Source organism: Pseudoalteromonas sp. SG41-1 (assembly GCF_014164575.1).
Lineage (GTDB): Bacteria > Pseudomonadota > Gammaproteobacteria > Enterobacterales > Alteromonadaceae > Pseudoalteromonas > Pseudoalteromonas rhizosphaerae.
Window position 1 is genome coordinate 147,404 of the sequence record NZ_JACJFL010000003.1, and the last position, 26,665, is coordinate 174,068.

The window sequence follows — 26,665 nt, forward strand, 5'->3', positions numbered from 1 at the left end:
CTACAGGTTGCATCATTACCTTAACAGATTTGTTAGCTCAATTTTTGTAAATGGTCGTTGAAGCGCATTACATCTGCCATTTCATATTGTAGGGGAATGTTCAATTGATATTTGAGGTGAATTCATAGCTCATTATGCAACTTAACGCATTGCTAATTGGCTGCCGCAGTGCAGTGGAAGCCATTTTAGTTTGTGGCCGGAACGAAATTAAGCAATTTTTTATACGTTTTTGCATTTACTTTTTTCATGGCTGCCACTTGCTTTTAGGTGAAGGTTTTTAACCGAGGAGTTAGCATTTGCGAGTGCGACATAAACCTCAGCAACCATAACTGGGCCCGCACAATAGTCAACGACTAATGTTACCAGTGAAAACTTTAGTTGTTTCAGCTTGCTTTCTAATTTTGCTGAGTTAAGTTCTTCATCCATGCTGTTTATTGAATAGCTAGTTTCCTTTACAAAAATTGTGACTGACTCATCGGCAAGAACTTTGTCACTTATTGCCAAAAGAAACGCAAAAACCAGAATGTAATGCATAAATCCTCCAAAACATATAACAATTCTGTCTGCGATATTTATCTTTTTATAAATGCAGCAATATACAAAAATGCTAGAGATCAGTAATATCTGACAAAATCATAAACACTATTTTTATATACAGTTTATTGTTAGGTGAGAGTCAACAACGCTAAATTTAATCGCTAAGCTATTTTAAGTTTTAGCGCTGTTATTTTTTGCACTACTATTCTTTATCAGTGCTATCCTTTACCAGACTATAACAGCGCTTACTATTACTGTAATTCTTTTAGAAGCCTGTTTTTACGTGGTAAATAATAGTCATCGTAATCCAGTGAAACTATCACCCGCTTTGCCCTTCCGAGCAATTCAGCTCTTGGTACTAAGCCTATTACTCGTGAATCAGCACTGTTATCACGGTTATCCCCCATTGCTAAATACATATCTGTAGGGATGATAAGTGGATCAAAATTTTGCATATAAGAGCGCTGCTTAGCGAGTTTTACGGTATGTTTTATGCCATGCAAATTCTCTATTTCCACTCGGTTTATGGCGGTTTCAGCTACAGTTTCGTAATCAAGCTTTTCACCGTTAATAACAAGTTGATTATTAACTAAAGCAACAGTGTCGCCCGGTACACCTATTACTCTTTTTATTAGGCGATTTTGTGCCGCAACAGAATCAAATACAATAATATCGCCGGCCTCTGGCTCGGCTAGTTTAACCAGCGAAATTTTAGTAAAAGGCACTCGTAGGTCATACGCCATTTTATCTGTCAATATACGGTCGCCCTCAACAATGGTTGGCTGCATTGAACCTGTGGGTACTTCGTACCAGTCAGCCACTGCACTTCTAAAAACACACATCAGCGAGATAAATACGATTAACGAGCGATTATTTTTCCATATTTTATAAAGGTATTTCACAGTTTTGTTCCATAAGTTAGTATGTTATTTAATAGACAAAGCAGATATTTATCAGTTCAATCAACTTTGTAACAAGGCGTGTATTACTTCTATTAATTAAGGCTAATAAACTAATACCAGTCGTTTTTCGTAGTGATTTTTTAGTTCTTTTGATGGATACTATTTGGAAACAAATAATAATAACTACGTATATATGGAAATTACACAAGACAGACCAGCGCAAGCTAGCAAAGCTAAGTTTTGCTTAGACTTACTGCCTGGTAAATTAATCGACATTCAGTTCACCAACCCATTAAGTGTCAGATTTAAACTCTCTTTAGTTGGCTATGAAGCTGGTAAGTATTTAATTTTAAAGTACCCTGTCCAAGCAAAAAAAAGCCAATATGCTGATGTGTTAAAAGAAGGCAATGGCGCAATTGTACGCTATATAGTCGAAGGTGAACGTGGGGAGTGCGTCGCTTTTTCGACCACTATATTAGCTATTTCTTTTCGACCAGAAAAGTTACTTTACCTTGCTTACCCTAAGAATATTGAGAGTCGGCAACTGCGTGAAGTCAGCCGTTTACAAACCCATATACCAGCAAAGATTAGCATTAATAAATCGCATAGTTATGGCAGTGAAAATCTATTGCAAGGTTTGATCATCGATATTTCACCGACTGGTTGTCGCTTTACTGTGCATGTTAATTCAGGGTTTTTAGCGCTTAAGAAACGCCCCGTGTTTGTGCATGTTCTATCGCCTATCGACAACAGTGCCGTGGTGATCAGTGCGCATGTGCGCAACAATCAAATGCAGGGAGATCGTTTAAGTGTGGGCATCGAGTTTGCCGCACATGAACAACAAAAAATGCAAAACTTATTGGCCGCTTACACGATAGACATTGCTTAATAATTGCATGTTTAACAAATGAGAGTAACTAAATGTACTCTCATTGATAACTCGTTATTGGTTTTTAAACTGCTGCTTAGCTTTTTCAAGCTCACCTTCACCAATACCAAGTGAATCAGCGGCTTCTTTGATTAAATGAGGCTGGGTCATTACCAAACCCATTAGTGCTTGTAACTTCTCTGGTGGAATACCGAGTTGCTGCACAAGTGCCATTGCCATCATTGGGTTTTGAGTAAATGCTTGAAAAAGTTCGTGTACTTTTTCATCGCTAACATTGTGCTCTTTTAATGTTGCTATAATTGGGTTCATGTTTTTGCCTTAAATCGCTTTATAGTTGCCCATAGTTATATGGGCAAATATTGGTTTTTAAACTACTGAACTAATAATACAACTTTTCCGGCATTTTCGTTTCGTTCAAGAATGGCGTGTGCCTCACCAGCGTCTTGCCAAGGCAACGTTTTATAAATATTAAAATCAAACTGTTGATTTGCTATATCGTCATAAAATTTTGCTACAAACTCATCGCGTAGTTGGCGTTTAAACGCTTGACTGCGATTGCGCAGTGTTGAGCCATGAAACGAAATACGCTTTTGTAACAAGAGTGCAAAATCTACTTCTGCGAAGCGACCATCTAAAAATGCCAGCATAATTATTTGGCAATCCATGGCGGCGATTGCTGCATTTTTACTTAAATAGCGCCCAGATACCGGATCAACAATCACGTTCGCCGTTAAACCATGGTTTTGCATGTAAGCAACAAAATCGTCGGTTTTGTAGTTGATTACATGATCAGCACCAAGTGCTTTGGCGTGTTCGCACTTTTCATCGCTACCTGCGGTAATAACAACCGTTACCCCAATACGTTTAGCCATTTGAATAGCAGCCCCACCTACGCCACTTGCGCCAGCATGGATCAGTGCTGTTTGGCCTGCTTGTAACTTACCAAGTTGAAATAACGCACCAAACGCGGTTAAATATACTTCGCTGATCGCTGCACCTTGCGCCATAGTTAAATCACTTGGTAAAGCCATTAATTGTGCTGCATCGACCGCCACATATTCGCTATATGCACCGCCTGCACACAAAGTAAATACCGCTTTATTAAGCCAACTTTGATCAACCTCGGTGCCAAGCTCAATCACTGTGCCTGCGCATTCAAGCCCTAAAATGGGGCTGTCGCCCTGTGGCGCTGGATACTTACCTTGACGTTGCATACAATCAGCGCGGTTCACGCCGATAGCAGCAACTTTAATTAACACTTCATTAGTTTTTAATTGCGGTTTAGCGGTGTCGCTTAATGTTAAATGCTGATCTTGATAAGAAATAAATTGCATTGCAGCTCCTGAATTGATGAGTTAATCGATTTTGCGCCACACTTCGGCCTCGACTAACTTACCATTTTCTGTCAAAGAATGATGCCACAAATCTCCTTCAATTTTGTAATCAAAAGCCATGGTTTTGCCAAGCAACGATTCAATATTACCGTAAGCAAAAGTCTCTACAAATTGTTGGTTTTTTAAGGTGTACTGCCCGCCACCTGCATAATGAAACTGGCCATTTTTTTGGGTGATGTAATTAAAATGAGTGGCGGTTATTAGTTTAACTGAGGTCAGCTCTGGTGCTTTGGCAGTCACATAACCTTGTTCAACTGCATATTTCCCTTCCACAAACTCCCAACTGCCTAATAGCGGGTTAGCTATAACCAGCGGTGAGGTGATAAATAAACTTGCTAATAATAAAGATTTCATGGTTTTCCTTGGTTTTTATTTTATGTAAGCTTACCTTTTTACACACCCAAAATTAATCAGACTTATGGGTAATAACCCCCGGCTGAAATCGCCAACTTTGTTTGTATGGATACACATCAGCCAATTGCCCAGCATTGATATCAGCTTGGCACTGCAGCCAAAAATCAGGACTAAATAAGTCTTGATGTTGCTGGCAAAAATGACTAAATGCTTGCTGATCAGCACTAAAAAACACTTTAAACTGACTCGGGAATACATCATTTTCGGCAACATCAAAATAGCTTTCGCTGCTTAGTTCATCAAAACTATTTTCACTGCTCGGTAAGTCTCTAAAGTTACAATCAGTTAATGGGCAAATTTCATCATAATCATAAAATACCACGCGCCCCCAACGGGTCACACCAAAGTTTTTCATCAACATATCACCGGGGAAAATATTAGCCCCGGCTAACTCTTTAATCGCCTTGCCGTAATCAAGCATTACATTATTCAGTTGTTTATCGTCACATTGATTGATGTATAAATTAAGTGGTGTCATTTTGCGCTCAACGTATACATGCTTAAGCACTAAGGCTTTATTTGCAATAGCCATGCTTGAGCCGATACTCGCTCGCATATGGGTAAGCAATTCATCGCTAAAACGATTTAAATCAAATGCTAAATAACGAAATTCATGGGTGTCGACTAAACGGCCGACTCTATCCGCTTGTTTTACAAAGTCGTATTTTGCCATCACCTGTGCTTTGGTTGATGTTTTAGGCGCGCTAAATTTATCTTTTATTACCTTATAAACATAATCTGAGCCAGCAGTGGTAAATACTAGCATTACCATGCCTGGCGTGCCGGGGGCAATAATGTACTTATCATCTATGGGACTATTGTTGGTGGTGTCGACCTTATAGCGATAAAACTCTGTTTTGGCATGTTTAATAAAGCCAATGGCATTGAATAATTCAAATCGTTGCTTATGTGGCATTAGCACTGATAAGTAATCTACATAGCGCGCGGGTTGGTCGGTATCAACCATAAAGTAGGTGCGAGCAAAGCCGAATAATAAACTCAGTTGATCTGCGCCCATCATCACCGCATCAAGCTTTAAACCGCTTTGGGTATGTAAAATAGCGACAGCAAAGGGCATGTTATCGCCATTTTTAGCAATACAACGACCTATTAAGTAGCAGGCTTTATTTCTAAAAAACAGTGAATTAGCGTATTCAATATAGCCATCGTTTAAATTCATCAGCTCATACACTTGACGACATTGCTGCTGCGCACCTAACGCCAAAGTACGCTGCAAAATATCAACATCATGAGCTAAATCTGTAAATCCAACCCGAAAAGATTGTCGATAAATAAGTTGCTCCACCGCCTGGCTAAAGCCATTTTGCAATGAAATACGACTTACTAAATTATCAAATGGCCGAGATTTAGCGCGGTATTTGGCTTTTAAAACAAATAAATGCACGGTGCGAATTTTTTTATCATCCCAAATCGAGCCAAAAGTTGAATTAAAAAATGTATGCGCAATCGGTTGGTTTTCATGATCTTGCACCATTTGGCCATAAATATGCTTTGCCTGCTGCCACAGTCGCGGATCGTTGAGCTCTTTAAATGCAATGACTCGCACCGCTTCACTAACATTTTTAACTTGCCTTTCATATACTTGTAAACGCTCACGCATTGCCGATTGTACACTTTGCCATTGCCGTTGCTCAAAACGACTTTGTGCACCTAAGGTAATATTTAAAAACTCAGCAAACATCGCTTCAAAGCCTGCGAATACGGCACGCGCTAATTTGGTCGCAATGACTTGCTCAATTGCGTTGTTAGTTTGAGTCGATAACGTATTTGCTGTTTTTAGCTCTAGCATATTTCTATCACTTATGATGACTATGTCTATTTAGTGGTTTACACACCTTAGCAAGCACGCTTTAATTTAGATAATTAATACAGCGAATGAATAAGATTGATCAAATGAATATAAGAAATGTCGATCTCAACTTGCTTGTGTACTTAAATGTACTGATAGATGAGCGAAATGTCTCGAAAGCGGCAAATAAATTAGCATTAACCCAACCAGCAATGAGTAATGCACTAAAACGTTTACGTGATTTATTTGACGATCCGCTCCTAGTTCGTGCCGCAGGCTCTATGACTCCTACTGCAAAAGCGCTGAGTTTAAAACCTGAAATAGAAGCGCTGTTAAAAATGGCTGAGGCAATAACTCAACCCAGTGATATGTTTGATCCAACCACTGGCGAACTCACCTTTAGAATTATGGCGAATGATTATTTAGAATCAACGCTAGTCGCCCCTTTTATTACCCAGCAACTCAATAAACATCCAGGACTTAATTTTGATGTGCTTAGCCCCAGCGATGTTAGCCTGCAAGATATGGAAAAGGGCAGCATTGACTTAGCCATCAATCGCTTCAACGGCCTACCACGGTCTTTTCATCAGGCCAGTGTCTGGCGCGATAACTATTGCTGTTTAATGCATCCAGCTAACCCATACTTAAAACAGCCTGATCTAGAGCAATACTTAGCGTCAGAGCATATTTGGGTAAATCGTGCAGGCTGGGGGGCTGAAGCTGCCGTCACGAATAAATCAGGTAGCCAAAAGCTGGGATGGGTAGACGAAGCTCTTTGGCAGCTTGAACAAACCCGTCATATTCGGGTGTTTACTCGTCATTACATGGTGGCAAGTTTGCTATGCCAATCGCCACAACTGATCGCCACACTACCAAGACGACAAGCAATGCTGCTAACTAAACATACCGAGTTAGTGATTAGTCCTGTGCCGTTTCAAATTGTCCCAATCGAAGTAAAAATGCTTTGGAGCCCATTACTGCATCATGCCAGCCCACACCAATGGTTACGCCGCGAGCTGCAAGCGTTCGCTAATACGATTGCTGATCGCTAGAAAGCTCTAATTAAAATGGAGATATCTTGTTATTATTGATTAAATCAATATCAGTTATTGAAAACAACAATTTCATAAATAGTGTGCTTAGGGCTACAGTGAAGTCATACCAAATGAGTTAACCACTAACACTGAGAGACAACATTATGATGCAAACTACAGCAAGCTTCACCCAACAAGACGGATTATTTATCGACGGCCATTTACATGCGTTCATCGAACAACAACTTTGTAAGCAAACCACCCTTGAGTGTAATGATGTTTACCAAGCATTGGCGACTCTGGTTGATGAATTTGGCTGTCAATGTCGTAAAAACAAACATTTTGACAATGACAGTTTAGATGTACAAACGTTATTGCATGCGTATCAAGTTGAGCATAATCACCCGCATTGTCATGTTGATGCACAAACAACAACTGCGGTATTAGATGAATATTGCTGTCAGGTGCCAGCTATTATTGTTGTTGCTTTAATGGATACATTAAGCGGTACACCAAGCGATGAACACAATGCAAAAGCAATTTATCAACGTGCTGCAACACTGACTAATCGCCCTTGCATGTATCGTGCAAAGCTCTACAACGCCAATGCAGCGTAGTTCATGAAACTTTTAAACGCTCGATTATCCTTTGTGTAAAATCACTGCAACTGAGGATGGTCGAGTTTTGCTGCTCTGCCTGTAAATCAAAGGTCACTTCACCGGCTATAAATGTCTGTTGCAAAGCCAGCTCTATACTGTTGGCCGCTTCGTGCCAATTCATAAACCGTAGCATCATCACCGCACTTAAAATACTACTGGTAGGATTTGCACTATTTTGTCCAGCAATACGCTCAAACGTACCATGAGTTGGTTCAAAAAAAGCCACTTCATTATTTAAATTTGCTGCGGGCATAATACCAATACCACCCACTTGTGCAGTCAACATATCTGCTAGATAATCGCCATTTTGGTTGGTTGTTACCACTACATCAAATTGCTCAGGATTCATTAACGCTTGCTGGAGCATGTTATCTGCAATCACTTCTTTAATAACTAACGGTGCCAAGCCCTCACGCGGTATTTCTAGCCAACGGCCATTACTGTGTGGTATTGCTGAGAACTCAGTTTGCGCCACGGCAAACCCCCAACGCTTAAACGCACCATCAGTAAATTTAAGTACATTGCCTTTATGCACTACCGTTACCGAGTCACTATTTTGTTCAAGCGCATACGCTATTGCATAGCGCACTAGCCGCTCTGACCCTTCTTTAGAAATATTTTTAATGCCAATACCACATTGTTGATCAAAGCGCAGACGGGTTACGCCCATTTCTTGGCATAAAAAATCCAGCATTTTTTCGGCTTCGACACTGCCAGCTTGCCATTCAATTCCAGAGTACACATCTTCAGAGCTATCGCGGATCACAACAATATTGGTATTTTCAGGCTTTTTTAACGGTGACGGTAATGCGCAATAGCCTTTAATCGGCCGCATATTTACAAACAAATCCATTTCATGACGAAGAGCAACATTGAGTGAACGAAAACCTCCGCCAATCGGCGTGGTTAAAGGCCCTTTAATCGCTATTTTAAATTGCCGAACCGCATGAATCGTCTCTTGCGGAAACCAATCCCCATCATATAGCTGCGCAGCTTTTTCACCGTTAAAGACTTCCATCCAGTGAATTTTTCGCACTCCTTGATAACATAACTGCACAGCATGGTTCACAATGTCACGCATACAAGGGGAGATATCCTGCCCTACTCCATCACCATCAATGTAAGCAATGATCGGCTGCGCCGGAATATGCCACACGCCTTTATTATCAATGCTAATTTGTTCACCCTGAGGTGGGATTTCAATGTGTTGATAACCCATAACCTGCCATATTTTTATTATAAAATATCATATAAACATTAAACCATGGTTGGCAGTGAGTGTCGTGGTTTTAGCATCTATACTTATCATTCAACAATAAAATAGTGAACGGATTTTATGCTTTACTCGGTCTTCTGTGAGCAATTAAAAACCATTAAGTACCAGATATGAAACTGTTTAATCGAATTTTATTCGTTACTTGTTTAGCGAGTACATCTGTTTTCGCAGCCCAGCTTGATCCTCAAGGATTAACCGAGCTGTCAAAAAGCAAGCAGCAGATAATACTGCAATGGCTGAATTTTAGTCTTGAGCAAACTCAGGCAACTTTAGGCCCACTGCCATACTCTAATTTACCCATTTATTTACACCCTCGGTATATTGCATTTGAACCCGTGCCTTGGGGAAGTGTGCGCCGTGGTGATCCAGATGGCATAGAGTTACATTTTGATCGCTTTGCCAGTTTTACACAATTACGTGATGACTGGACCCTCTACCATGAAATGGCACACCTTTACTTACCGTTACTACCCTATTCGGGCTTCTGGTTAAGTGAAGGATTTGCAACCTATATGCAAAATATAATAATGCGTGATAGTAAAGTGATCACTAGGAAGCAATTTATACATCGACTATCTGCAGGGCTTGAACGCGGACGTCAGCAAACGCGAACAAAGCAACAGCCATTAAGTGAACTTGCCGACGATATGTGGCAACAAGGTGCACAACAAAGAGTTTATTGGAGTGGTAGCGCATTTTTTATTGAAGCAGAGCTGGCTTTACAGCAACAAGGACAAAGCTTGACACAATTAATAAAACGCTATAACGAGTGTTGTTATAGCTCAAAAACAACAGCAAAAAAACTGATCACAACATTTGATCAGCTTTCACGCAGCGCCATTTTTTCAACCTTATATGCCCGTTATACACAGCGTACTGATTTTCCGGACATTACCCGTGAGCAGCTTATTTTACTGAGGTGAGTGACATAAAATATCATCAATTTCATCAAACACTTGATAAACTAAATGGCTATCTAACATCACGCTATCGGCTTTAAGGGCTTTGTCTAACTTGATTGCATGTTGGTACAATGTTTCGCACTCAAACATTCCAGCAGTTCCTTTTAGCATATGAACACTTTGTGCAAACCCTGTCATATCGCCATCTGTATATTGCTTGGTTATTGTTTCTCGCTGCTTTTTAAGCCCTTTTATGTACACCTGTTTAAGCACCTCAAATTCATGCTCTGGCAATTTTACATCTTCAAGCATTTCGATATCTAAATAACTAGCAATTTTATGACTAAATTCACTGCGGTCAATTGGTTTGCCTATATGATCAATAAACCCTTGTTTTAGATAGCGATCAACTTCATGCTTCATAGTATTTGCTGTAAGGGCAACAATGGGGGTCGTTAATCCTGTTGCCTGCATAATATGAATCGCTTGTTCGCCATCCATTACTGGCATTTGAATATCTAATAAAATCAAATCAAATTGATGATCTAGGGTCGCTTGCACTGCATCTTTGCCATTTTCTACCGCAGTAACCGTTAACCCCATTCGCTCTAAAATACGTTTGATCAATTCACGGTTTTCAGGATGATCTTCCGCTACCAGCACTTCACCCACGAGATTTCGCTGATCTTGACTTGGCAGCTCTTTTTCTTTGCTTATAGAGATCTCATCAAAACTATTGATCCAACGTACTCGTTCAGGCATATATAGCGCGATATTGAGGCTAAACTCACTGCCACTGCCAACATGGGAATGAACGGTGATATTACCATCTAACTTTTCGGCTAAACTTTTTGAAATATTTAAACCGAGTCCTGTACCGCCATATTTACGTGAGATCGATGAGTCAGCCTGATAAAACGGCGTGAACAAGTCTTGTTGCTCAGCCTCTGTCATCCCGATGCCGGTGTCTTTAACTTTAATGACAAGCTGCTCTTTAGTGCAACTCACCACTAATTGAATATGCCCTACCGTGGTAAATTTTAATGCATTAGCTGTTAAGTTTAACAATATTTGTCGTAATCGGGTTGGATCAGAAATAATCCAATCAGGCAGTGGGAATTGGTAATCAACTTTAAATTTAAGACCTTTATCACGAATTTGTTTGCCTAATAGCGATTCTATATGCGCAATGGTTGCAAATAAGTCAGTCTCGACTAAATCAATTTCAAGGCGATTGGCCTCTATTTTTGACATATCAAGTATGTCGTTTATGAGTCCTAAAACATGGCGGCTGTTTTGTAAAATAACCCGAATACCATGATTTCGTTCGTGAGGCTTAATATCGCCTAAAATAATACCATCTGCGTAGCCTATAATAGAGGTCATTGGCGTACGTATTTCATGACTCATATTTGCTAAAAAACGGCTCTTAGCTTCACTGGCATCAGTGAGTTCTGACGCCAATTGTTGTAACTCCTGCGTACGCAATTGCACTTTTTGCTCGAGGTTTTTAGTAAGCTCAACATTCTCATCATGTAAGATACTAAATTTATTTGCCACTGCAAACGCGAGTAACATCGCATCTAAGGCGGTGCCAATCAAACCTAATAAGTACAGATCGATTGCAATCGGCGTCAGTACACCTAAATTAGTTAAATTTCCCACCATATTAGGAATTGCCATCGCTAGGTAAGCAAAGACAAAGTATCGCGCGGGTTTAAAACCACTCATCCAACTGCGAACCCCTATGTACATGCCTAAGCATAAGGTGCACCCCGTTACTATGGTTGCCCAAATAAACCCAAAACCTGGCCACATAGCAGCGAAAGGCAAACCTGCGGTTGCCACCACAGCTAATATAATTGATGCTTTGGCTAATTGTGGAAAACTGTCTTTTAGCTTAAGCAAATTATTGAAAAATAAAATGTTAGTTAATGGTATTAAAACAAACCCTAGCCAATGAAAATGGGCATTATAAAAACCAAATAGTTGATCTGGAATATGGAAAAACTGGCTCCAGGCAAATACCCAGCATGCTGTAAATAAGGCGTAATAAAGGTGAGTTACATCCCGTGCGCCAAAATATATTAATAAGTTATACAAACCCAGCGCAATGCCTACCCCAAAGCACAACATCATCACCATATTTTCGATGGTGATCTGGGTAAAGAAGTCTGCATAGGGTTTTAATACCAGTTTAGGAGGAGTGTAAAAGTAGTCACTTTCATACTTGGTGATCAAAAAGTAACGCTTGCCTGGTGTAAGTGCTATTTTATTGCCGTAATGAAAAGCAAATTCGTTTTTTTCAATCCCCCCTGTTATGTAACGCGCGGCCTCAGATGTGGGATCGGCCATATCATATACACGTGTTTCAATACGCGATACTAAGGTGTTGTAAGGGAACAACACTAATTCAGCTAGCTGAGTCTGATTTTCAAGTTCGACAACTAACCAATAACTTCCGCCATAATATGTGGTACTTGTTTGTGGTTTTTTATTGTCAAGCCACGTCGCAATCTGAGTGCTGTTATCAGGAAACCCTTCATAACTTGCCGCTAATAAGGTACCAACTTGAAACAAATTTATATCTTGTTGTTGCTCTGTATAAACAAACACACCCGCTGACTGTGTTGCTCGCACTTCGCAGACATATATTGTTAGCAAGCCTAAAAAGACTACATAGCAAAAACCTTGTATTGCTTTTAACAGCATACAATACGCCTCAGTTTAATGACAAAAAGATTAGAACTGATAACTGATATCCAAACCATAGCGGCGACCTTCCCCTTTAAAATCTTCCAACATGCCAAGGAAAGAGCTCAAATCAAACTTCAAATTACTGTACTCACTGGCAAATAAATTTTTCCCCCACAGTACAAAACCTAGGTTATCTAATTGATAACGAATATTACCATTGACTAAACTGTAACCATCTTGCATAGCATACGGATTTTGGTTTTGATCAAAATAATAGTCTGATTGATAATCCACTAGTAATTGTGTTGTTAAGGGATTACCAGCAAGCTCTAAACGATATTCTACGCCTGCACTAACATTCCACTTTGATGTAAATGGCAGCCGATTATGAGTCAAACTGTTACCCAAAGGATCAACAAATTCTTCAAATTCCGCATGGGGAATGTAACCCATCGCAAAACGCATTGAAAGTGCTTTAGTCGCTTGATAATCGAGTTCAGCTTCAAGGCCATAGATCACTGAATCACCAACGTTCTCTAATAATTGCACGGGTGGCTTTTGTGGTGAGTCTGATGGTTGGTTCATAAACACTTGCTGATCATTATAATCATAATAAAAAGCAGCCCAATTAAACCGCACACCTTGCTCAGGCCACCATGATTTAGTACCAATTTCATGCGCATTGAGACGCTCTTTGCCATAGTCAGCTAATTCGGCTTGCTCTGGGGAAGATAAAAACCCGCCATTATAACCACCACTTTTAATCCCATTTGCAAAACGGTAATAGCCATGGGTTGTATCGTTAATAAGGTAGTTCACAGCAAACTGGCCAGAAAAACCATTATCAGATTGCTCGCCTTGCACATGATAAAATGGCACTAAAACCCCTGCTAAATCACTCGGATCAACTACCATATTTAATTGTGCCACTGAGTCATAATCAAGTGACTCATAGGAATAACGTAGTCCAACACTTAGCAACCAATCTGAATTAAGTTGATAGTCTAACTGGCTGAAAGCGGCAATATTTTGCGTGTCAATTTGGTTATCATAGAAGAAGGTTGCGGTTAAGTCGGTGGCTAATATACCGCGATAATCTCTTAAAATATCGTTAATATTATCTTGTTTGATTGATTCATCTGCGTAATATAAACCACTGGTTAAAGTATGTTTGTTCCATTGCGTTTGCAAGCGTAACTCTTGGCTAAATAAGTGAGTATCTAAACCTAGATTTCCTTCGCATAATCGCGCTGGTGAGCCATCACAATTAAATGCATGATCGCGCTCTAATTGGTTATAACTACTAATCGAAATAATTTCGTTAAACTCATTTAATTGCCAATTAATATGTGCACTAAACCCTTTACCATCCGTTTTATGCGGAGAATCGTTATTAACTTTAACCGTGTAAAAGTCATCACTGGCATCATTGAAGCCAAAGTTATCATAGCAATTTGTCGAACCAGCTTCGCTAGGACTACATAACTGACCTGTTAATGGATCCGCCACTACACCGATATTACCGACAGGCTGCACAATACCCTGCCAATCTTCGAGGTGCGCTTGTAACAATACCTGTACAGTATCAAACTCACTTAATAGTGATAGCCGTGCATTGGTTTGTTGCATTCCAGCGGTAGGTGATTGTGCAAAAGTATTGGTGGTTGAATAGTCATAGTCTTGATGATTTAAAGCGACACGAAACGCGCTGTTATCACTTAATTGATTGTTATACATAGCATCAATACTAAACGCGTTATTATTTGCTATACCCGCTGTTAAATACCCCGACTCGTTAAATTCAGGGCGTTTAGTGCGAATTAAAATTGCTCCGCCAGTTGAATTGCGGCCAAATAAAGTCCCCTGCGGACCACGCAAAATATCCACTTGCTCAATATCAAAGAAGTTAACGATCTGATTACTTGCAGATCCTACGGCAATGTCGTCTACATAAATAGCCACAGGCGAGGTGTTCGCCGTATTGTAGTCAACTAAACCAACCCCCCGGATATTTACCGCCGGTGGCGTACCTTCAGCCGCATTTTGGCTGATTTTTAAATTAGGCGCGAATACCGATAACTCTGTTGAATCTTTATAATGTTGATTTTTAAGGCTATCACCTTTGACCTGACTAATGGCAATACTAACATCTTCAATTGCCTGCGCGCGTTTTTGGGCGAACACCTCAATGACTTCGAGGCTTTGGCTAGAGCCACTCGAATCGTCATTTTTTGCCTGTGCAGCCACAGCAAAAACGAGGCTCGACGAGCACAGCAGCAATATATGATTTGAAAAAGGATAACGTTGGCTTTTCATTAGATGGTGAACCTTAATACCGACAATGTAAAGATATTGTAATTATTTACGATTATAGACTAATTTATTGATTAAAGTCGCCAAGTTATCCATTAATTAGCTAGTTTTACTGCGCTTCAAAGGCATTTTCACCACTGATCTGCTGCGGATACCCACACAGTGCTCGTGCTGTTTGCATTCCAGCCATAACCGCAGCTTCAACACAACCTGCATTAACACCTGTTTTGATCCAATCGCCGGTAATAAATAAATTACTAAATTGCGTGCCATCAGTTGCTAAACGATATTGACTGGAACCTGAAACCGACAGCACATAACGCTCACTTGGATCAACATTCACTCGCCAGTACTGTTGATCTAAGCGCGCTGATTCTGGCACGTCATGCTGTGTATATAAAATGGACCAATCAAAGTCATTATCGTTATAAGCTAACGGCCATAATGGCTGCATATTAGTTGTTAATAGTTGTGTTAAGTTAGTTTTTACTTGTGCTTTTGCCCGTGCAGGGAAACCATGATCACTCTGTGGTGGATACTCTTGACAAGGAAATGCACTACAAAAATAGGCAATATTCTGCGGACTATTGCTTGCAGGCCACTGCTCTTTATCAATTAAGTTTTGCATTGCAGCCCAAGTATCAAACGGTTCGCTAAAACCACTCAAAATAGGCCCTTCTTCACTTGGCGGCATATACTGCCAACCTAACTGTTGATCTGTTTTATTTAACCAAATCTGACTGGCTTGTGTAGCTACCGAAAGAACATTTTTAGCCTGAGCAGCAAAGTTGTCGTCTATTGCTAATAATTGTGGGCAAACATGCTCTAATGAAGCAACTGAGACCCCAAGGATCAGCCGGTCAAAATCATCTTTAAACTGCAGTGTTTTAGTTGGTAGTTGTGCGCCAAAATGTGCTTGGTAACAGCTGGGCCAATCACTCCAAAATGATTCTAAATTAATATTATTCTGCTTTAGTAACAGGGCCTGCTCGTGGTTTATCTGCTGATAAAGAGGCTCACTTGGCCAGCAAGCTAAGTTTTTCACATCAATTAATGGCTGATACTCTGATGAGTTATTTAAACTCACTTGCTGTTGTAATAACACAGAAGCAACACAGTTTTGGCCACTTTCATCAATCCCAGGTGTAAGTTGCTGTAGTTGATGGAAGAATTCAAAGTTAACGCCTCTTTGTTTTAATAGTTCATACAATGGCGCAAAAATAACATCGCCCATTCCCGCCTGCATTTTCCACATTACCCCACCGCGATAACACAATGCGATTCTAAGCATGGCAAGTGCAGCAACTCCAGCTTCTACATTTGGTTTTTTAAAATCACCTTGTGGGTAGGCAAACACTAAATCATAAAAACCACGCACGGGCGCAGAATCGACACTGTATTGTTTATTCGCACCATTTTTTAATAACCATTGACGAAAATCATACTTGTTAATGACCCCAAAACCATCGCGATAAACTTTATCTTTAATCAATCCAACCAGCATCGCTATCGCTAAATCGGCACAAATATAAATACGCCTCAACTCTGCATTGTCATCCAGTAACTCGGTTAACTCTTGGTTAATCCAGCGTTTTAGTTTTCTGACAATATACCAAATCACTAAACTATCTTTCTTCTCAGAAATTTGTGGCTGCAGTGTGTTGTTACTTTGCACAAAGCTATTTAATTTATCGACAAGTAAGCTAGGTGTTGAAGTGATTTCTTGATTGAGATTTTGTATATCGTTGGTAAAGGTTTGCCATGCATCACTGCCATCAGAAACCAAGGTCTGAATTTGTTGATGAAAATGGCGTAGTAGGTATCTATCTCGTGGTTTTTTTGTCGTTAATTGTGTGCTCTTAGCTTGGACTCTGGCGGCCAGTTCAAATTGTGGTATCCATTTTTTTAGCCATGCAAGGGTCATTTTTACAAAGTCCCACACGGTAATATCTAAACTCCCATTCGCAGGATTGCCAGGTAAAACAGGAAAGTCTATAGGCCACGTTTGCCACTGTTCATCAATGTGCTCCTCAAGGGCAATAAAACTATGCGGTTTAAGTGCTTGTTGCCAGGTACTCAGTGCACTCGTTGGCGGACGCTGTAGCTTGTCGTATACAGTTTCAATGGTTTTAAAACTATTAACATAGGCACCAAACCAGACATGTAAACCATGCTCTTCTATGCGCTGCCCCATAACAGCATTACGGCCACTGGCTCCTTTTCCTCCTAAACGCCAACCTTGTTGGTACACTGTAATATGTCTTTTTTGCTGCCAATTAGGTTGTTCAGTCAGGTATAAAGCAGCCGTCATTGCGGCAACACCACCGCCTATAATAACTATTTTTTCTTGCTCCATAATGGATCCTTACTTAGGGAGTATTTGTGTAGCTTGAAGTTGGTCAAAATCCATCTTGATATAAAACGGCAAATACACAGCTTGCGCTCCTAGCTGTAAACCAAACATTTGCGCTAAAGGAAAACTATCTAGTTGCTGTAAATGTAGCTGATAAGCACCACTGAGTAGCTTAAATTGATGGATTTTCTTTATTTCTGAAGGAGAGTGCATAACTGCTTGAAAAACAGCCTTATCGCCTTGCCCGTCAGGAAATTGCTTAAATAGTATTTGATCCATCTGTGGATTCACAAAACCCTGTAACAGCTGCTTTAATAGCGAAAAATCAATACCAAGATGATCCCCATCAAACAAATTGGCGACATGCTCGCCAAAGTCCTCTAATACAGATAATAAGCCATCGCTTTGCGTCTTGACGTTTTTGGTGACTGAAAATAAATGCTGTGATTGTAATTTTGACGTTGGCGAAAAATGCTTAAAACAATCCAGTGAAACTGAAAAGTCGGTTATATCACTTACCGAACTGGGCATCTGGTAATCACATAAATATTTATTGTAACCCCATGTTTCTCTGCCGTTTATTAATGCATAAACATTATTTACGCAAATAAACGCCGGATACCAATAAAGATGAGTAATATCTTCATCATTGCCTTGCTTTTCAACCTTTGCAACTGGTAACCAAATAATAATATCAGTCTCTTGCATCCAACCGTGCTCACTAAAAGGCGGCGTTAATGAGGCAATTTTTTCTATGTCGGTAAAGGTTAATAATGCATATTCGCCTATGCCTTTAAAATATAACTCATCCGTTGCAACAATATTAAGCGTTGTATCGATATACTGTTGAACTTTATCCTGATCTATTTTTGCAAAAAAACCATACATATTTGCATTAGTCATTCGACATGGTGGCTTTGCAACAGGGTTTGATAAAAAGTGACTATAAGGAGGTAGTTGTACGGTCATGATTTATAATTATTTTATTGGATAAAAAAATAAGTATAGCCAAGATTTTTTACAAGGTAGTAATTTCAGTTAATTATTTTCAGTGAGCAAGTACTGGCTATATTGTTGATAACCAAAGCTATCGAAGCCTTTTGACAAGGGATTCATAAACCCATGACCGTAGTCTGCACGCTGGCATTGCACTTTGATTTGCTGCTCTAAACAAGCGAGCACAGGAAGAATATCAAAGTGCACTTCTTGCTTCGCAAAAATAAACTCGCAGGCCACGCTGGCAGACAAATCTAAATAATGACGAACTTGATTTGGATAAAATGCCACTAATCTTTTTATCTGTGAATTTTTCACAGTTGCTTGGCTTCGCCACGCAGCGGCTCCACCAGCACTAAAACCGATTACCGTAGTTGGTTTAGTTACTCTACTAAGAATGGTATTAAGCTTGTTGAAATAGTTATCGTGACCACACTCAGTGATAAATAAATCATACTGTAATTGCTCATCAATCACTGGCTGCAATTGCCCATCGTACGGATCGACAATTATGCTTTTAGCGTTAAATTGCCGTGCAAAGTGACTCAAATGAGCGGTTTTACCAAAAATATCACTAACGATAATGTATTCCATAGCCAAATCTTATTATTTACAGTTAAATTACCGCACAACAGTTAAAATACCGCTAAACGTCTTTTTCAGATTAGCTAATTAAAATACAGCAGTTAAAATACAATGGCTAGAATAAAGTTAAAATAATGCTTGCGTAAATAAAATTACTGGGGTAAATTGTCCTCTTGGTCCTAAAAAAGCCTCGCGGTTAACCTCTTTACCCTGATCCAGTAATCCCCGCAAAACGTATATTATAGAGCTAAGTTATTGTACGGCGAGAACCCCAATTCAGACTACGGCATATTTTTAAATAGTCGCATAAATGTCATAAAGATCGTCAACACTGTAATGAAGCTAAACACAACACGGTCTATCTAATTGTGCTTTGAAAGCTAATAAAGAAATTAGCGCACATTAAAGATAACAAGAAAAAAGTGAGTTTTATTATGTCTTATAGTTACAACGGATCTATGATCCAAATCGCACATCCAGTGCAATCAATTTCAGTAAATAAACAACGTGTTATTTTTTCTGATACACAAGGTTTAAAAAATACCTTATTTACAAAAGCAAGTGACGCACGTCAATTTGTTAAATGGTTAAAAGCCAATTAATCGATAATGATTTGCTTCCTCGCAATTTAAATGACGCCAGCTAATGCTGGCGTTTTGCTTTTTTTAAGCTAACTATTCAACAGCTGCTACACTTAGTATATTAATAATTTATCTGTGGTTGAATTAATGCATTATGCCTTTCGTTATGCTTTTTTATCATTGTTAATTAGCACTCCTTTGCATGCTAAAACAATTGATTGGATAGTCACTGACTTTGCCCCTTATTATATTTTTAACGATCAATACGCAGGAACAGGCCGCGATGAAGGTGTTATCGCCTTATTAGAACAACAGCTTCCTAGCTATACATTCAACCGTACTATTTTTCCATCAAGTCGCACAATACAGGAGCTGTCTAACCCAAATCATACTTACTGCATGCTCTCGCTATACCAAAGCCCGCACCGCAAACAACACATCAGCTTTAGTGAACAGACTTCGACGGTTGGCTTATCGCCTTCTATTGCTATTCACCAAGAGCTTGTGCAACATCTCAAGCTTGAAACAAGTACACCTGTATCATTGAAAACCCTACTCAATCAATACCAACTTGCACTGGGGATTTCTATGAGCCGATCATACGGTAATGCTATTGATGCAGTAATTAATAATAGTGCCGACGCATCCATAATTATTCGACCTGGTCGCGATACCCTTGCCAGTTTGACTTACATGTTAAAGAAAAAGCGCATTGATATTTTATTGGGCTACCCAAGCGAGCATTACTATTTAGCAAAATCGATGGGGTTTGAAGATCAGTTAATGCAATTGCCTCTGACTGAAGCTCCCGATCTGAGTTATGGCTATATTGGCTGTACTAATACCGAGCAAGGTATCGCACAAGTTGAAGTGCTTAATGCAGCACTGAAAGAAATAAAACAACAACCAGCCTACCATGAAGTGTTATTACGTTGGTTACCAGATAATTTAAAACCGTTACTAGAGCAACGTTTACAAGCAAACAAAAACGCCCCAACTGAGTGAGGCGTTTATCAATATTAGCATATTTATTTAACCTGAATTCAGGTTAGGTTTTACTTACGCACACCTTCAATATATAAACCAATATCAACATGTGTAGATGCAGGACCTAGGTTGTAATCAATACCAAAATCAGCAAGCTTTAAACTGGTTTCACCTTCAAAGCCAACTCGGTAACCACCCCATGGATCTTTACCTTCACCAATTTTATCGATTTCAAAGGTAATCGTTTTTGTTACACCATGAAGGGTAAACTCACCTGTTACATCAGCTTCATCACCCTCTTCATCAAACTTAATTGACGTACTTTTGAAGGTCGCTGTTGGAAACTTATCAACATTTAAAAACTCTTTACCACGTAAATGCTTATCACGTTCAGCATGGTTCGAATCGATACTTTTAGTATCAATATTAACCATGATCTGTGATGCATCTGGGTTAGCTGCATCGTAGCTAAAGCCGCCGTCAAAAGTATTAAAACGACCGTGTAACCAGCTATAACCTAGATGCTTAATTTTAAAATTTACAAATGCATGGGCACCTTGAGTGTCAATAACATAATCTGCAGCGTGTGCAGTATTAGCACCAAACAATGTTGCTGCTACTGCAGCTGAAAGTAATATTTTTTTCATTTATTAATCATCCTTTTGTGGTTTTATCATTCTAACTAAGGTTTTATCTTTATCGATAAAGTGATGTTTTAACGCCCCGAGAGCATGTAAAACCACTAATCCTATGAGGCTACATGCCACATAGTAGTGAACTTTACCTGCAATATCTGCTTGATTAGCTACTGAAAAATCAATTGCGGGAATACTAAATAAGGTAAACACCTCAATTGCACGACCATCCGCAGTAGAAATCAAATAGCCTGAAATCACAATGACGCTAAGCAGTAGATATAAAAATATATGTACTGTATGCGCTACATTATTTAACGCTTTACTGCTGCCCGCTACTGGCTCAGGCTGCGTGCCCAATGCACGCCAAGCAAATCTAAAAATTAATAAAGCAACTAAGGTGATCCCTACGCTTTTATGTAAATCCAAAGAACCTTTATACCAACTATCGTAATAAGTAAGTTCAACCATGTACAAGCCAAGGCCAAATAAGCCAATCACCATTACCGCCATTAACCAATGTAATAAAATGGCAACCACACCGTACGAAGATTTTGTATTTTTAAGCATGTGTTATTAATTCCATTATCGAATGACATCAGAATAGCGCGTACCTAGATAGAAGAAAATAGCTAATAACAAACAAGTTATGTGCGTATATGCACAATTAAGATTAAAGTTAGCAAGTTAGCAAGTTAATCAATGATAAACATCATCACCCTAATAATTGTTTAATTATTTTCAATCAAACCGATATAAATTTGTGTTGTAGGATCGACTTGCAAGCAAGTGATAAGGTTTTCTTTGATGAGCTCTAGCATAGCAATAAAGCTAACCACTACACCACTTCGGCCTTCGTCAAAAGTGAATAAGTCAGTGAAAGGAAGTTGCGTGCCGGCTGTCGATAACTTTTGCAAAATTAAACTCATTCTTTCGCGAGTTGATAAAGCTTCTGCGGTTATTTGATGATGCTCAAAAGTTTTAGCTCGCGCCATCACATCACTGAGCGCAAATAGTAAATCTTTTAAATCAACATCCGGTAACAATTGAGCATGCTCGCTCTGCTCAGGCACTAATGCGTGGGCAATAAAAATATCACGGCCAACACGTGGAATATCATCAAGGTTCTGCGCAGCTAGCTTAAATTGTTCATACTCTTGTAAACGACGAATTAATTCAGCCCGTGGATCTTCTTCTTCCTCAAGCTCTTCATGTTTTGGCAGTAATAGTCGTGATTTTATTTGTGCAAGTAATGCCGCCATCACCAAATATTCACCAGCAAGCTCCAATTGGAACTCGGTCATCATTTCAACATAACGGACATATTGTTCAGTAATGCTAAAAATCGACAATTCCAGAATATCTAACTTATGTTTTTTTATTAAATATAGTAATAAATCAAGTGGCCCTTCAAAGGTTTCTAAAATTACTTCTAGAGCGTCTGGCGGAATATACAAATCTTCCGGGGTATTCATTACTTCTTTGCCATGCAAAAAAGCCAGCGGCAACTTTTGTTGCGCCGGCTCTCGTATTTGAGCTACATCATCAGTATGTAGTTCGTTCATGGTTTATCGGCGTAGTTATTCAAATGGAGCTGTATCGCCACAGCCTACACGCAGCACCTCAACTGTATCTTCTGACAGGTCGATTACTGTGGTTGCTTGCTCAGCTAAATAGCCGCCATGAATAATTAAATCAACTTGATTACCTATGCGATCACGTATCTCGTCCGGATCAGACTCAGTAAACTGCTCACCGGGTAAAATTAATGAACACGACATCAATGGCTCACCTAACTCTGCTAGCAATGCGCAGGTAATTGGATGTTCTATTACACGAATACCAATGGTTTTTTTCTTGTCGTTTAACAAACGTTTTGGTACTTCTTTAGTGCCTTTAAAGATAAACGTATAAGGCCCGGGTGTATTGTTTTTAATTAATCTAAATAGTTGGTTATCTACTCGTGCATAAGTAGAAAGCTCAGATAGATCACGACATACTAAGGTAAAGTTATGGTGTTTTTCAATACCACGGATGCGCTCAATACGCTCTTTTGCTTGTTTGTTACCTAAATTACAGCCTATTGCATAGCCTGAATCGGTTGGATATACCACCACACCACCTTGTTTGATAATGTCGACCGCTTGATTAATTAAGCGTGGTTGTGGATTATCCGGATGAATATGAAAAAAATCACTCATTTAGTTCTCCTGTTTGCCCTTCCCAAGTTTGCCAAACGCCTTGGCAATCTTTTGGCAAATATAAGTTTTTTCCTAATTCTAGCCAACTAGTAGGAAAATGAAAATCAGATCCTTGCGAACACAGTAAATCGTATTCACGGCTCAATTCGCCTAAAAACTGTCGCTCAGTCGGTGCTTGTTGTGGTTGTGCAACTTCCATTGCATCGCCACCGGCATCTTTAAACTGACTCAATAATTTGCGCAGCCATTTATTTGACATTTGATAACGCCCAGGGTGGGCAATCACAGCAACGCCACCTGCGGCATGAATGGCGGCAATGGCGGTTTGCATATCACACCAATCGCTTGGTACATAACCCGTTTTAGCGCGGCCAAGGTATTTTTTAAACACCCCAGGAATTGTGGTTGCAACGCCACGAGCAATAAGTGCTCTTGCATAATGTGCACGGGTAATTTGTGCATCTGCGGCAAGCTCTTGCGCTTGTTGATAAATGCCATCAAAGCCATTTTTCTCTAAACGACGACCGATCTCGACAGCTCTATCAGCACGTTTTTGCTGTTGGATAGTCAATAAGCTGGTCAATGTTGACTCGCCAATATCTACGTTTAATGCCACGATGTGGATCTCAAAACTTTCCCACTTAGTGGAAATTTCAACCCCTGATATCAAGGTTAATGGTAGAGATTCGCTTTCTATATATGCTTGTGCAGGTTTAACCGCAGCAGTGGTGTCGTGATCAGTGATCGCAAACACATCTATATTTTTTTCAACTGCACGCAATAATAATTGCTCAACAGTTAATTGCCCGTCAGAATGTGTGGTATGACTGTGTAAATCGTATTTTATCAAAACAGAAGACTGCTCATATTAAATGTGCGAAAGTTGTTATTAAGTATAACAAAATTTTTTAATAAATTGTTTTAAATAAATACTTGACACTAACGCAGTTGATACGGTTTACTGTAGTCACTTGAGACACAAATAGAATTACAACAATGATAAATTCAATCCAAAACACTATCTGGTGGTGGCACTCGTAAATTATCGGGTGACGAATTGTCGTGTCTAACACATTCTAAACCCGCTTATTGCGGGTTTTTTTATATTTAAATTTTAGGGTAACAAACATGAATAACGTAGCAACTTTTACACATCATTGGTGGTGGCGCCTGGTATAGCGGGACGGTAATGGTCTATCTGAAACATAGGTATCGTTATTCAAACCCCGCATAGCTTAGCTTGCGGGGTTTTATTTTTTTGAGGGAATGAGGTTTGATTTTTAGTCATATAACAACAACGCCAGGTGAAGTTACTAGCATCACCGAAGTGCGAGAATATATACATAGCCCATTGGCACTATATGGATTGCTTGATAAAGATAATTCATTACTCTTAGAGTCAGCAGAAATTGATTCTAAAGACAGTGTCAAAAGTTTAATTTTGGTAGATTGTGCACTAAAAATAATCTGCACAGGTAAAACAGTCACAGTAACGGCGCAATCTAATAATGGTCAGCAATTACTGCCTTATTTACAAACTAAATTAGAAAACTGCCATACTCAATTAAACAAGCAAACTCTCAGCATCGAATATCAAGGTATCGATCATAATATTGATGAAGCCTCAAAGCTGATTGCCGATAATGCTTTTAGTGCCTTGCGCTGTTGTATAAATAGTATCAGCAGCACCACAAACAATCCATTTTCGTTATTTTTAGGCGGTGTGTTTGCTTACGACATGGTAGCCAACTTTGAACAACTGAGTGATGTACCAGATGGAGAAAATAGCTGTCCTGATTACGTATTTTATTTAGCTGAAACCTTAGTGGTAATTGATCACCAAGCTAAAACCACTGAGCTGATTGGTAACGTTTTTAATGGCCCTGATGTGCATGCAAACTGTTTTGAAGTGGGTAAAAAGCTCGAACGTTTAAATACCTTATGCGACCAAGCCGATAGCTATAGTGCGCAGCAAAGTGCTGGCAGCAGTGACGTCAGTGTTGATATTAGTGACGAGCTCTATTGCCAACAGGTCAATAGTTTGAAAAAACACATTGTCGATGGCGATATTTTTCAAGTTGTGCCATCGCGTACCTTCTCGTTAGCTTGCGCCAACCCACTACATGCCTACAGCCAACTAAAAAAACAAAATCCAAGCCCGTACATGTTTTATATGCGCGACAGTGAATTTGCGTTATTTGGTGCCTCTCCTGAGTCAGCTTTAAAGTTTTGTGCTACATCACAACAAGTTGAAGTATATCCAATTGCAGGAACTCGCCCACGAGGAAAGTTTGCTAATGGCCAAATTAATCCAGATTTAGACAGTCGTATTGAACTGGAACTGCGCAACGACCAAAAAGAGCGTGCTGAGCATTTAATGTTGGTTGATTTAGCACGAAATGACGTAGCTCGTATCAGTGTCCCGGGAACTCGCCACGCAAAAGAGCTATTAAAGGTCGACCGTTATTCGCAAGTAATGCATTTAGTGTCACGCGTTGTTGGCACATTAAAACCTCAGCTGGATGCCCTACACGCTTACCAAGCCTGTATGAACATGGGCACTTTAGTTGGTGCGCCTAAAGTCAGCGCGGCAGAGTTGGTAAGGCAAACTGAAGGTAAGCGCCGTGGTAGTTACGGTGGTGCGGTAGGTTATTTAACCGGTGACGGCGCCATGGACAGTTGCATTGTTATTCGCTCGGCCTTTGTTAAAAATAATACCGCGTATGTACAAGCCGGTGCCGGAGTTGTGTTTGACTCAGACCCTCAATCTGAAGCCAATGAGACTCGTGCTAAAGCACAAGCGGTTATTACAGCCATTCAATCGACGTACCAAGGACACTAAAATGAGTCAAAACATCAACAACTTAACGGACTTAAAAATCTACTTTTTAGATAATTTTGATTCATTTAGTTATAACTTAGTCGATGAACTTTCTATGTTAGGCAGCGATTTAGTGGTATATCGTAACAACATAGACGCGCAGGTGATTTATGACAAAATGTGTGCGGAAACGAAACCAGTGATTTTAGTACTGTCGCCGGGCCCAGGCACCCCCACTGCGGCGGGCTGCTTAATGGCATTGATTGAACTATGCAAAGGCCGTTTTCCAATGTTGGGGATTTGCCTTGGCCAACAAGCACTAACACAAAGTTATGGCGGTATTATTGGCCATGCTGGAGAAACCGTACATGGTAAATCATCAATCATTGAGCTTGGTGAGCACCCAGTATTTGCAGGTATGGGTGAACGTATGCCTGTGGCACGTTATCATTCACTGATGGCCACGAAAGTACCCGACAGTGTTGCAGTGATAGCCCACTATGAGTCAATACCGATGGCAATTTATCATCGTGACGATAAAGCCCTTGGCTATCAATTTCATCCTGAGTCTATTTTGACGCCCAATGGCGCCGCGCTACTTCAACAAAGTATGCAATTTTTAGCCAGTGCACAGCAGTAGAGGATAGTATGTCAGTAAACCAACAATCAGCCAGTAAGG

General features: G+C 39.8%; 25 protein-coding genes. 8 read left to right on the forward strand and 17 right to left on the reverse strand.

Annotated features, from left to right (window positions below):
- Positions 1-219: 219 nt before the first annotated feature.
- Both H5203_RS03780 and lepB read right to left on the reverse strand, forming a co-directional pair.
- Positions 220-534 (reverse strand): hypothetical protein, encoded by a 315-nt coding sequence (locus H5203_RS03780; protein WP_182730980.1) that lies wholly within the window; start codon positions 532-534, stop codon positions 220-222.
- A 254-nt stretch (positions 535-788) separates the two neighbouring features.
- The gene (gene lepB / locus H5203_RS03785) at positions 789-1,439 is read right to left on the reverse strand and encodes a signal peptidase I (protein WP_145233690.1); all 651 of its coding nucleotides are present in this window, start codon (positions 1,437-1,439) and stop codon (positions 789-791) included.
- Positions 1,440-1,602: 163 nt separating this feature from the next.
- Here lepB and H5203_RS03790 point away from each other — a divergent pair, with 163 nt between their 5' ends.
- On the forward strand, positions 1,603-2,328 hold the full coding sequence (locus H5203_RS03790; protein ID WP_259397101.1) for a flagellar brake protein: 726 nt from the start codon (positions 1,603-1,605) through the stop codon (positions 2,326-2,328).
- A gap of 54 nt (positions 2,329-2,382) precedes the next feature.
- On the opposite strand, the gene H5203_RS03795 is transcribed toward H5203_RS03790, so the two are convergent.
- The 4 genes from H5203_RS03795 to aceK all read right to left on the reverse strand — a co-directional run bounded on the left by H5203_RS03795 (position 2,383) and on the right by aceK (position 5,946).
- On the reverse strand, positions 2,383-2,637 hold the full coding sequence (locus H5203_RS03795) for a DUF2999 family protein (RefSeq protein ID WP_145233688.1): 255 nt from the start codon (positions 2,635-2,637) through the stop codon (positions 2,383-2,385).
- Between the two features lie 62 nt (positions 2,638-2,699).
- Entirely contained in the window at positions 2,700-3,662 is a 963-nt protein-coding gene (locus H5203_RS03800; RefSeq protein ID WP_145233684.1) for a zinc-binding dehydrogenase, read from the reverse strand.
- Positions 3,663-3,683: 21 nt separating this feature from the next.
- Entirely contained in the window at positions 3,684-4,076 is a 393-nt protein-coding gene (locus H5203_RS03805) for a hypothetical protein (RefSeq protein ID WP_182734820.1), read from the reverse strand.
- A 52-nt stretch (positions 4,077-4,128) separates the two neighbouring features.
- Positions 4,129-5,946 (reverse strand): bifunctional isocitrate dehydrogenase kinase/phosphatase, encoded by a 1,818-nt coding sequence (gene aceK / locus H5203_RS03810; RefSeq protein ID WP_182819400.1) that lies wholly within the window; start codon positions 5,944-5,946, stop codon positions 4,129-4,131.
- 104 nt (positions 5,947-6,050) lie between these two features.
- Here aceK and H5203_RS03815 point away from each other — a divergent pair, with 104 nt between their 5' ends.
- Complete coding sequence (locus tag H5203_RS03815; protein ID WP_145233680.1) at positions 6,051-6,998, forward strand: LysR family transcriptional regulator; 948 nt, start codon at positions 6,051-6,053, stop codon at positions 6,996-6,998.
- A 149-nt stretch (positions 6,999-7,147) separates the two neighbouring features.
- A complete protein-coding gene (locus H5203_RS03820) occupies positions 7,148-7,597 on the forward strand; it encodes a hypothetical protein (RefSeq protein WP_149981184.1) in 450 nt (149 codons plus the stop codon).
- Position 7,598: 1 nt separating this feature from the next.
- Here H5203_RS03820 and icd read toward each other — a convergent pair whose 3' ends face one another.
- Entirely contained in the window at positions 7,599-8,858 is a 1,260-nt protein-coding gene (icd, locus tag H5203_RS03825; protein ID WP_182734824.1) for an NADP-dependent isocitrate dehydrogenase, read from the reverse strand.
- Between the two features lie 167 nt (positions 8,859-9,025).
- On the opposite strand from icd, the gene H5203_RS03830 reads away from it, so the two are divergent.
- Positions 9,026-9,838, forward strand: a complete 813-nt coding sequence (locus tag H5203_RS03830; RefSeq protein ID WP_182734826.1) for a hypothetical protein — start codon at positions 9,026-9,028, stop codon at positions 9,836-9,838.
- Here the strand turns inward: H5203_RS03830 and H5203_RS03835 are convergent.
- The 5 genes from H5203_RS03835 to H5203_RS03855 form a co-directional block, all read right to left on the reverse strand.
- The gene (locus H5203_RS03835; RefSeq protein WP_182734828.1) at positions 9,827-12,529 is read right to left on the reverse strand and encodes a 7TM diverse intracellular signaling domain-containing protein; all 2,703 of its coding nucleotides are present in this window, start codon (positions 12,527-12,529) and stop codon (positions 9,827-9,829) included. The genes H5203_RS03830 and H5203_RS03835 overlap by 12 nt on opposite strands.
- Before the next feature lie 30 nt (positions 12,530-12,559).
- Positions 12,560-14,830, reverse strand: coding sequence for a TonB-dependent receptor (locus H5203_RS03840; RefSeq protein ID WP_145233672.1), 2,271 nt, complete (start codon positions 14,828-14,830; stop codon positions 12,560-12,562).
- A gap of 106 nt (positions 14,831-14,936) precedes the next feature.
- Positions 14,937-17,183 (reverse strand): NAD(P)-binding protein, encoded by a 2,247-nt coding sequence (locus tag H5203_RS03845; RefSeq protein WP_182734830.1) that lies wholly within the window; start codon positions 17,181-17,183, stop codon positions 14,937-14,939.
- Between the two features lie 9 nt (positions 17,184-17,192).
- A complete protein-coding gene (locus tag H5203_RS03850) occupies positions 17,193-18,149 on the reverse strand; it encodes an acetoacetate decarboxylase family protein (RefSeq protein ID WP_182757687.1) in 957 nt (318 codons plus the stop codon).
- A 69-nt stretch (positions 18,150-18,218) separates the two neighbouring features.
- Positions 18,219-18,770 carry a dienelactone hydrolase family protein gene (locus tag H5203_RS03855; RefSeq protein WP_182734834.1) on the reverse strand — a complete coding sequence of 184 codons (552 nt, stop codon included), beginning with the start codon at positions 18,768-18,770 and terminating at the stop codon, positions 18,219-18,221.
- Positions 18,771-19,219: 449 nt separating this feature from the next.
- On the opposite strand from H5203_RS03855, the gene H5203_RS03860 reads away from it, so the two are divergent.
- Together H5203_RS03860 and H5203_RS03865 are read left to right on the forward strand one after the other, a co-directional pair.
- Positions 19,220-19,363 carry a hypothetical protein gene (locus H5203_RS03860; RefSeq protein WP_182717921.1) on the forward strand — a complete coding sequence of 48 codons (144 nt, stop codon included), beginning with the start codon at positions 19,220-19,222 and terminating at the stop codon, positions 19,361-19,363.
- Between the two features lie 126 nt (positions 19,364-19,489).
- On the forward strand, positions 19,490-20,347 hold the full coding sequence (locus tag H5203_RS03865) for a TIGR02285 family protein (protein ID WP_145233663.1): 858 nt from the start codon (positions 19,490-19,492) through the stop codon (positions 20,345-20,347).
- Positions 20,348-20,397: 50 nt separating this feature from the next.
- On the opposite strand, the gene H5203_RS03870 is transcribed toward H5203_RS03865, so the two are convergent.
- The 5 genes from H5203_RS03870 to H5203_RS03890 all read right to left on the reverse strand — a co-directional run bounded on the left by H5203_RS03870 (position 20,398) and on the right by H5203_RS03890 (position 24,015).
- On the reverse strand, positions 20,398-20,976 hold the full coding sequence (locus H5203_RS03870) for a YceI family protein (protein ID WP_145233661.1): 579 nt from the start codon (positions 20,974-20,976) through the stop codon (positions 20,398-20,400).
- 3 nt (positions 20,977-20,979) lie between these two features.
- Entirely contained in the window at positions 20,980-21,534 is a 555-nt protein-coding gene (locus tag H5203_RS03875) for a cytochrome b (RefSeq protein ID WP_149981004.1), read from the reverse strand.
- Positions 21,535-21,695: 161 nt separating this feature from the next.
- Positions 21,696-22,529 (reverse strand): ScpA family protein, encoded by an 834-nt coding sequence (locus tag H5203_RS03880; RefSeq protein ID WP_182731448.1) that lies wholly within the window; start codon positions 22,527-22,529, stop codon positions 21,696-21,698.
- A gap of 15 nt (positions 22,530-22,544) precedes the next feature.
- Positions 22,545-23,165: an L-threonylcarbamoyladenylate synthase gene (locus tag H5203_RS03885; protein ID WP_145233655.1), complete on the reverse strand. Its 621-nt coding sequence runs from the start codon at positions 23,163-23,165 to the stop codon at positions 22,545-22,547.
- Positions 23,158-24,015 carry an RNase RNM gene (locus tag H5203_RS03890; protein WP_182819401.1) on the reverse strand — a complete coding sequence of 286 codons (858 nt, stop codon included), beginning with the start codon at positions 24,013-24,015 and terminating at the stop codon, positions 23,158-23,160. The genes H5203_RS03885 and H5203_RS03890 overlap by 8 nt, the downstream gene beginning before the upstream one ends.
- Before the next feature lie 423 nt (positions 24,016-24,438).
- Here H5203_RS03890 and H5203_RS03895 point away from each other — a divergent pair, with 423 nt between their 5' ends.
- Positions 24,439-26,007: an anthranilate synthase component 1 gene (locus H5203_RS03895; RefSeq protein ID WP_182734838.1), complete on the forward strand. Its 1,569-nt coding sequence runs from the start codon at positions 24,439-24,441 to the stop codon at positions 26,005-26,007.
- A 1-nt stretch (position 26,008) separates the two neighbouring features.
- A complete protein-coding gene (locus H5203_RS03900; RefSeq protein WP_182734840.1) occupies positions 26,009-26,626 on the forward strand; it encodes an aminodeoxychorismate/anthranilate synthase component II in 618 nt (205 codons plus the stop codon).
- Positions 26,627-26,665 lie beyond the last annotated feature (39 nt).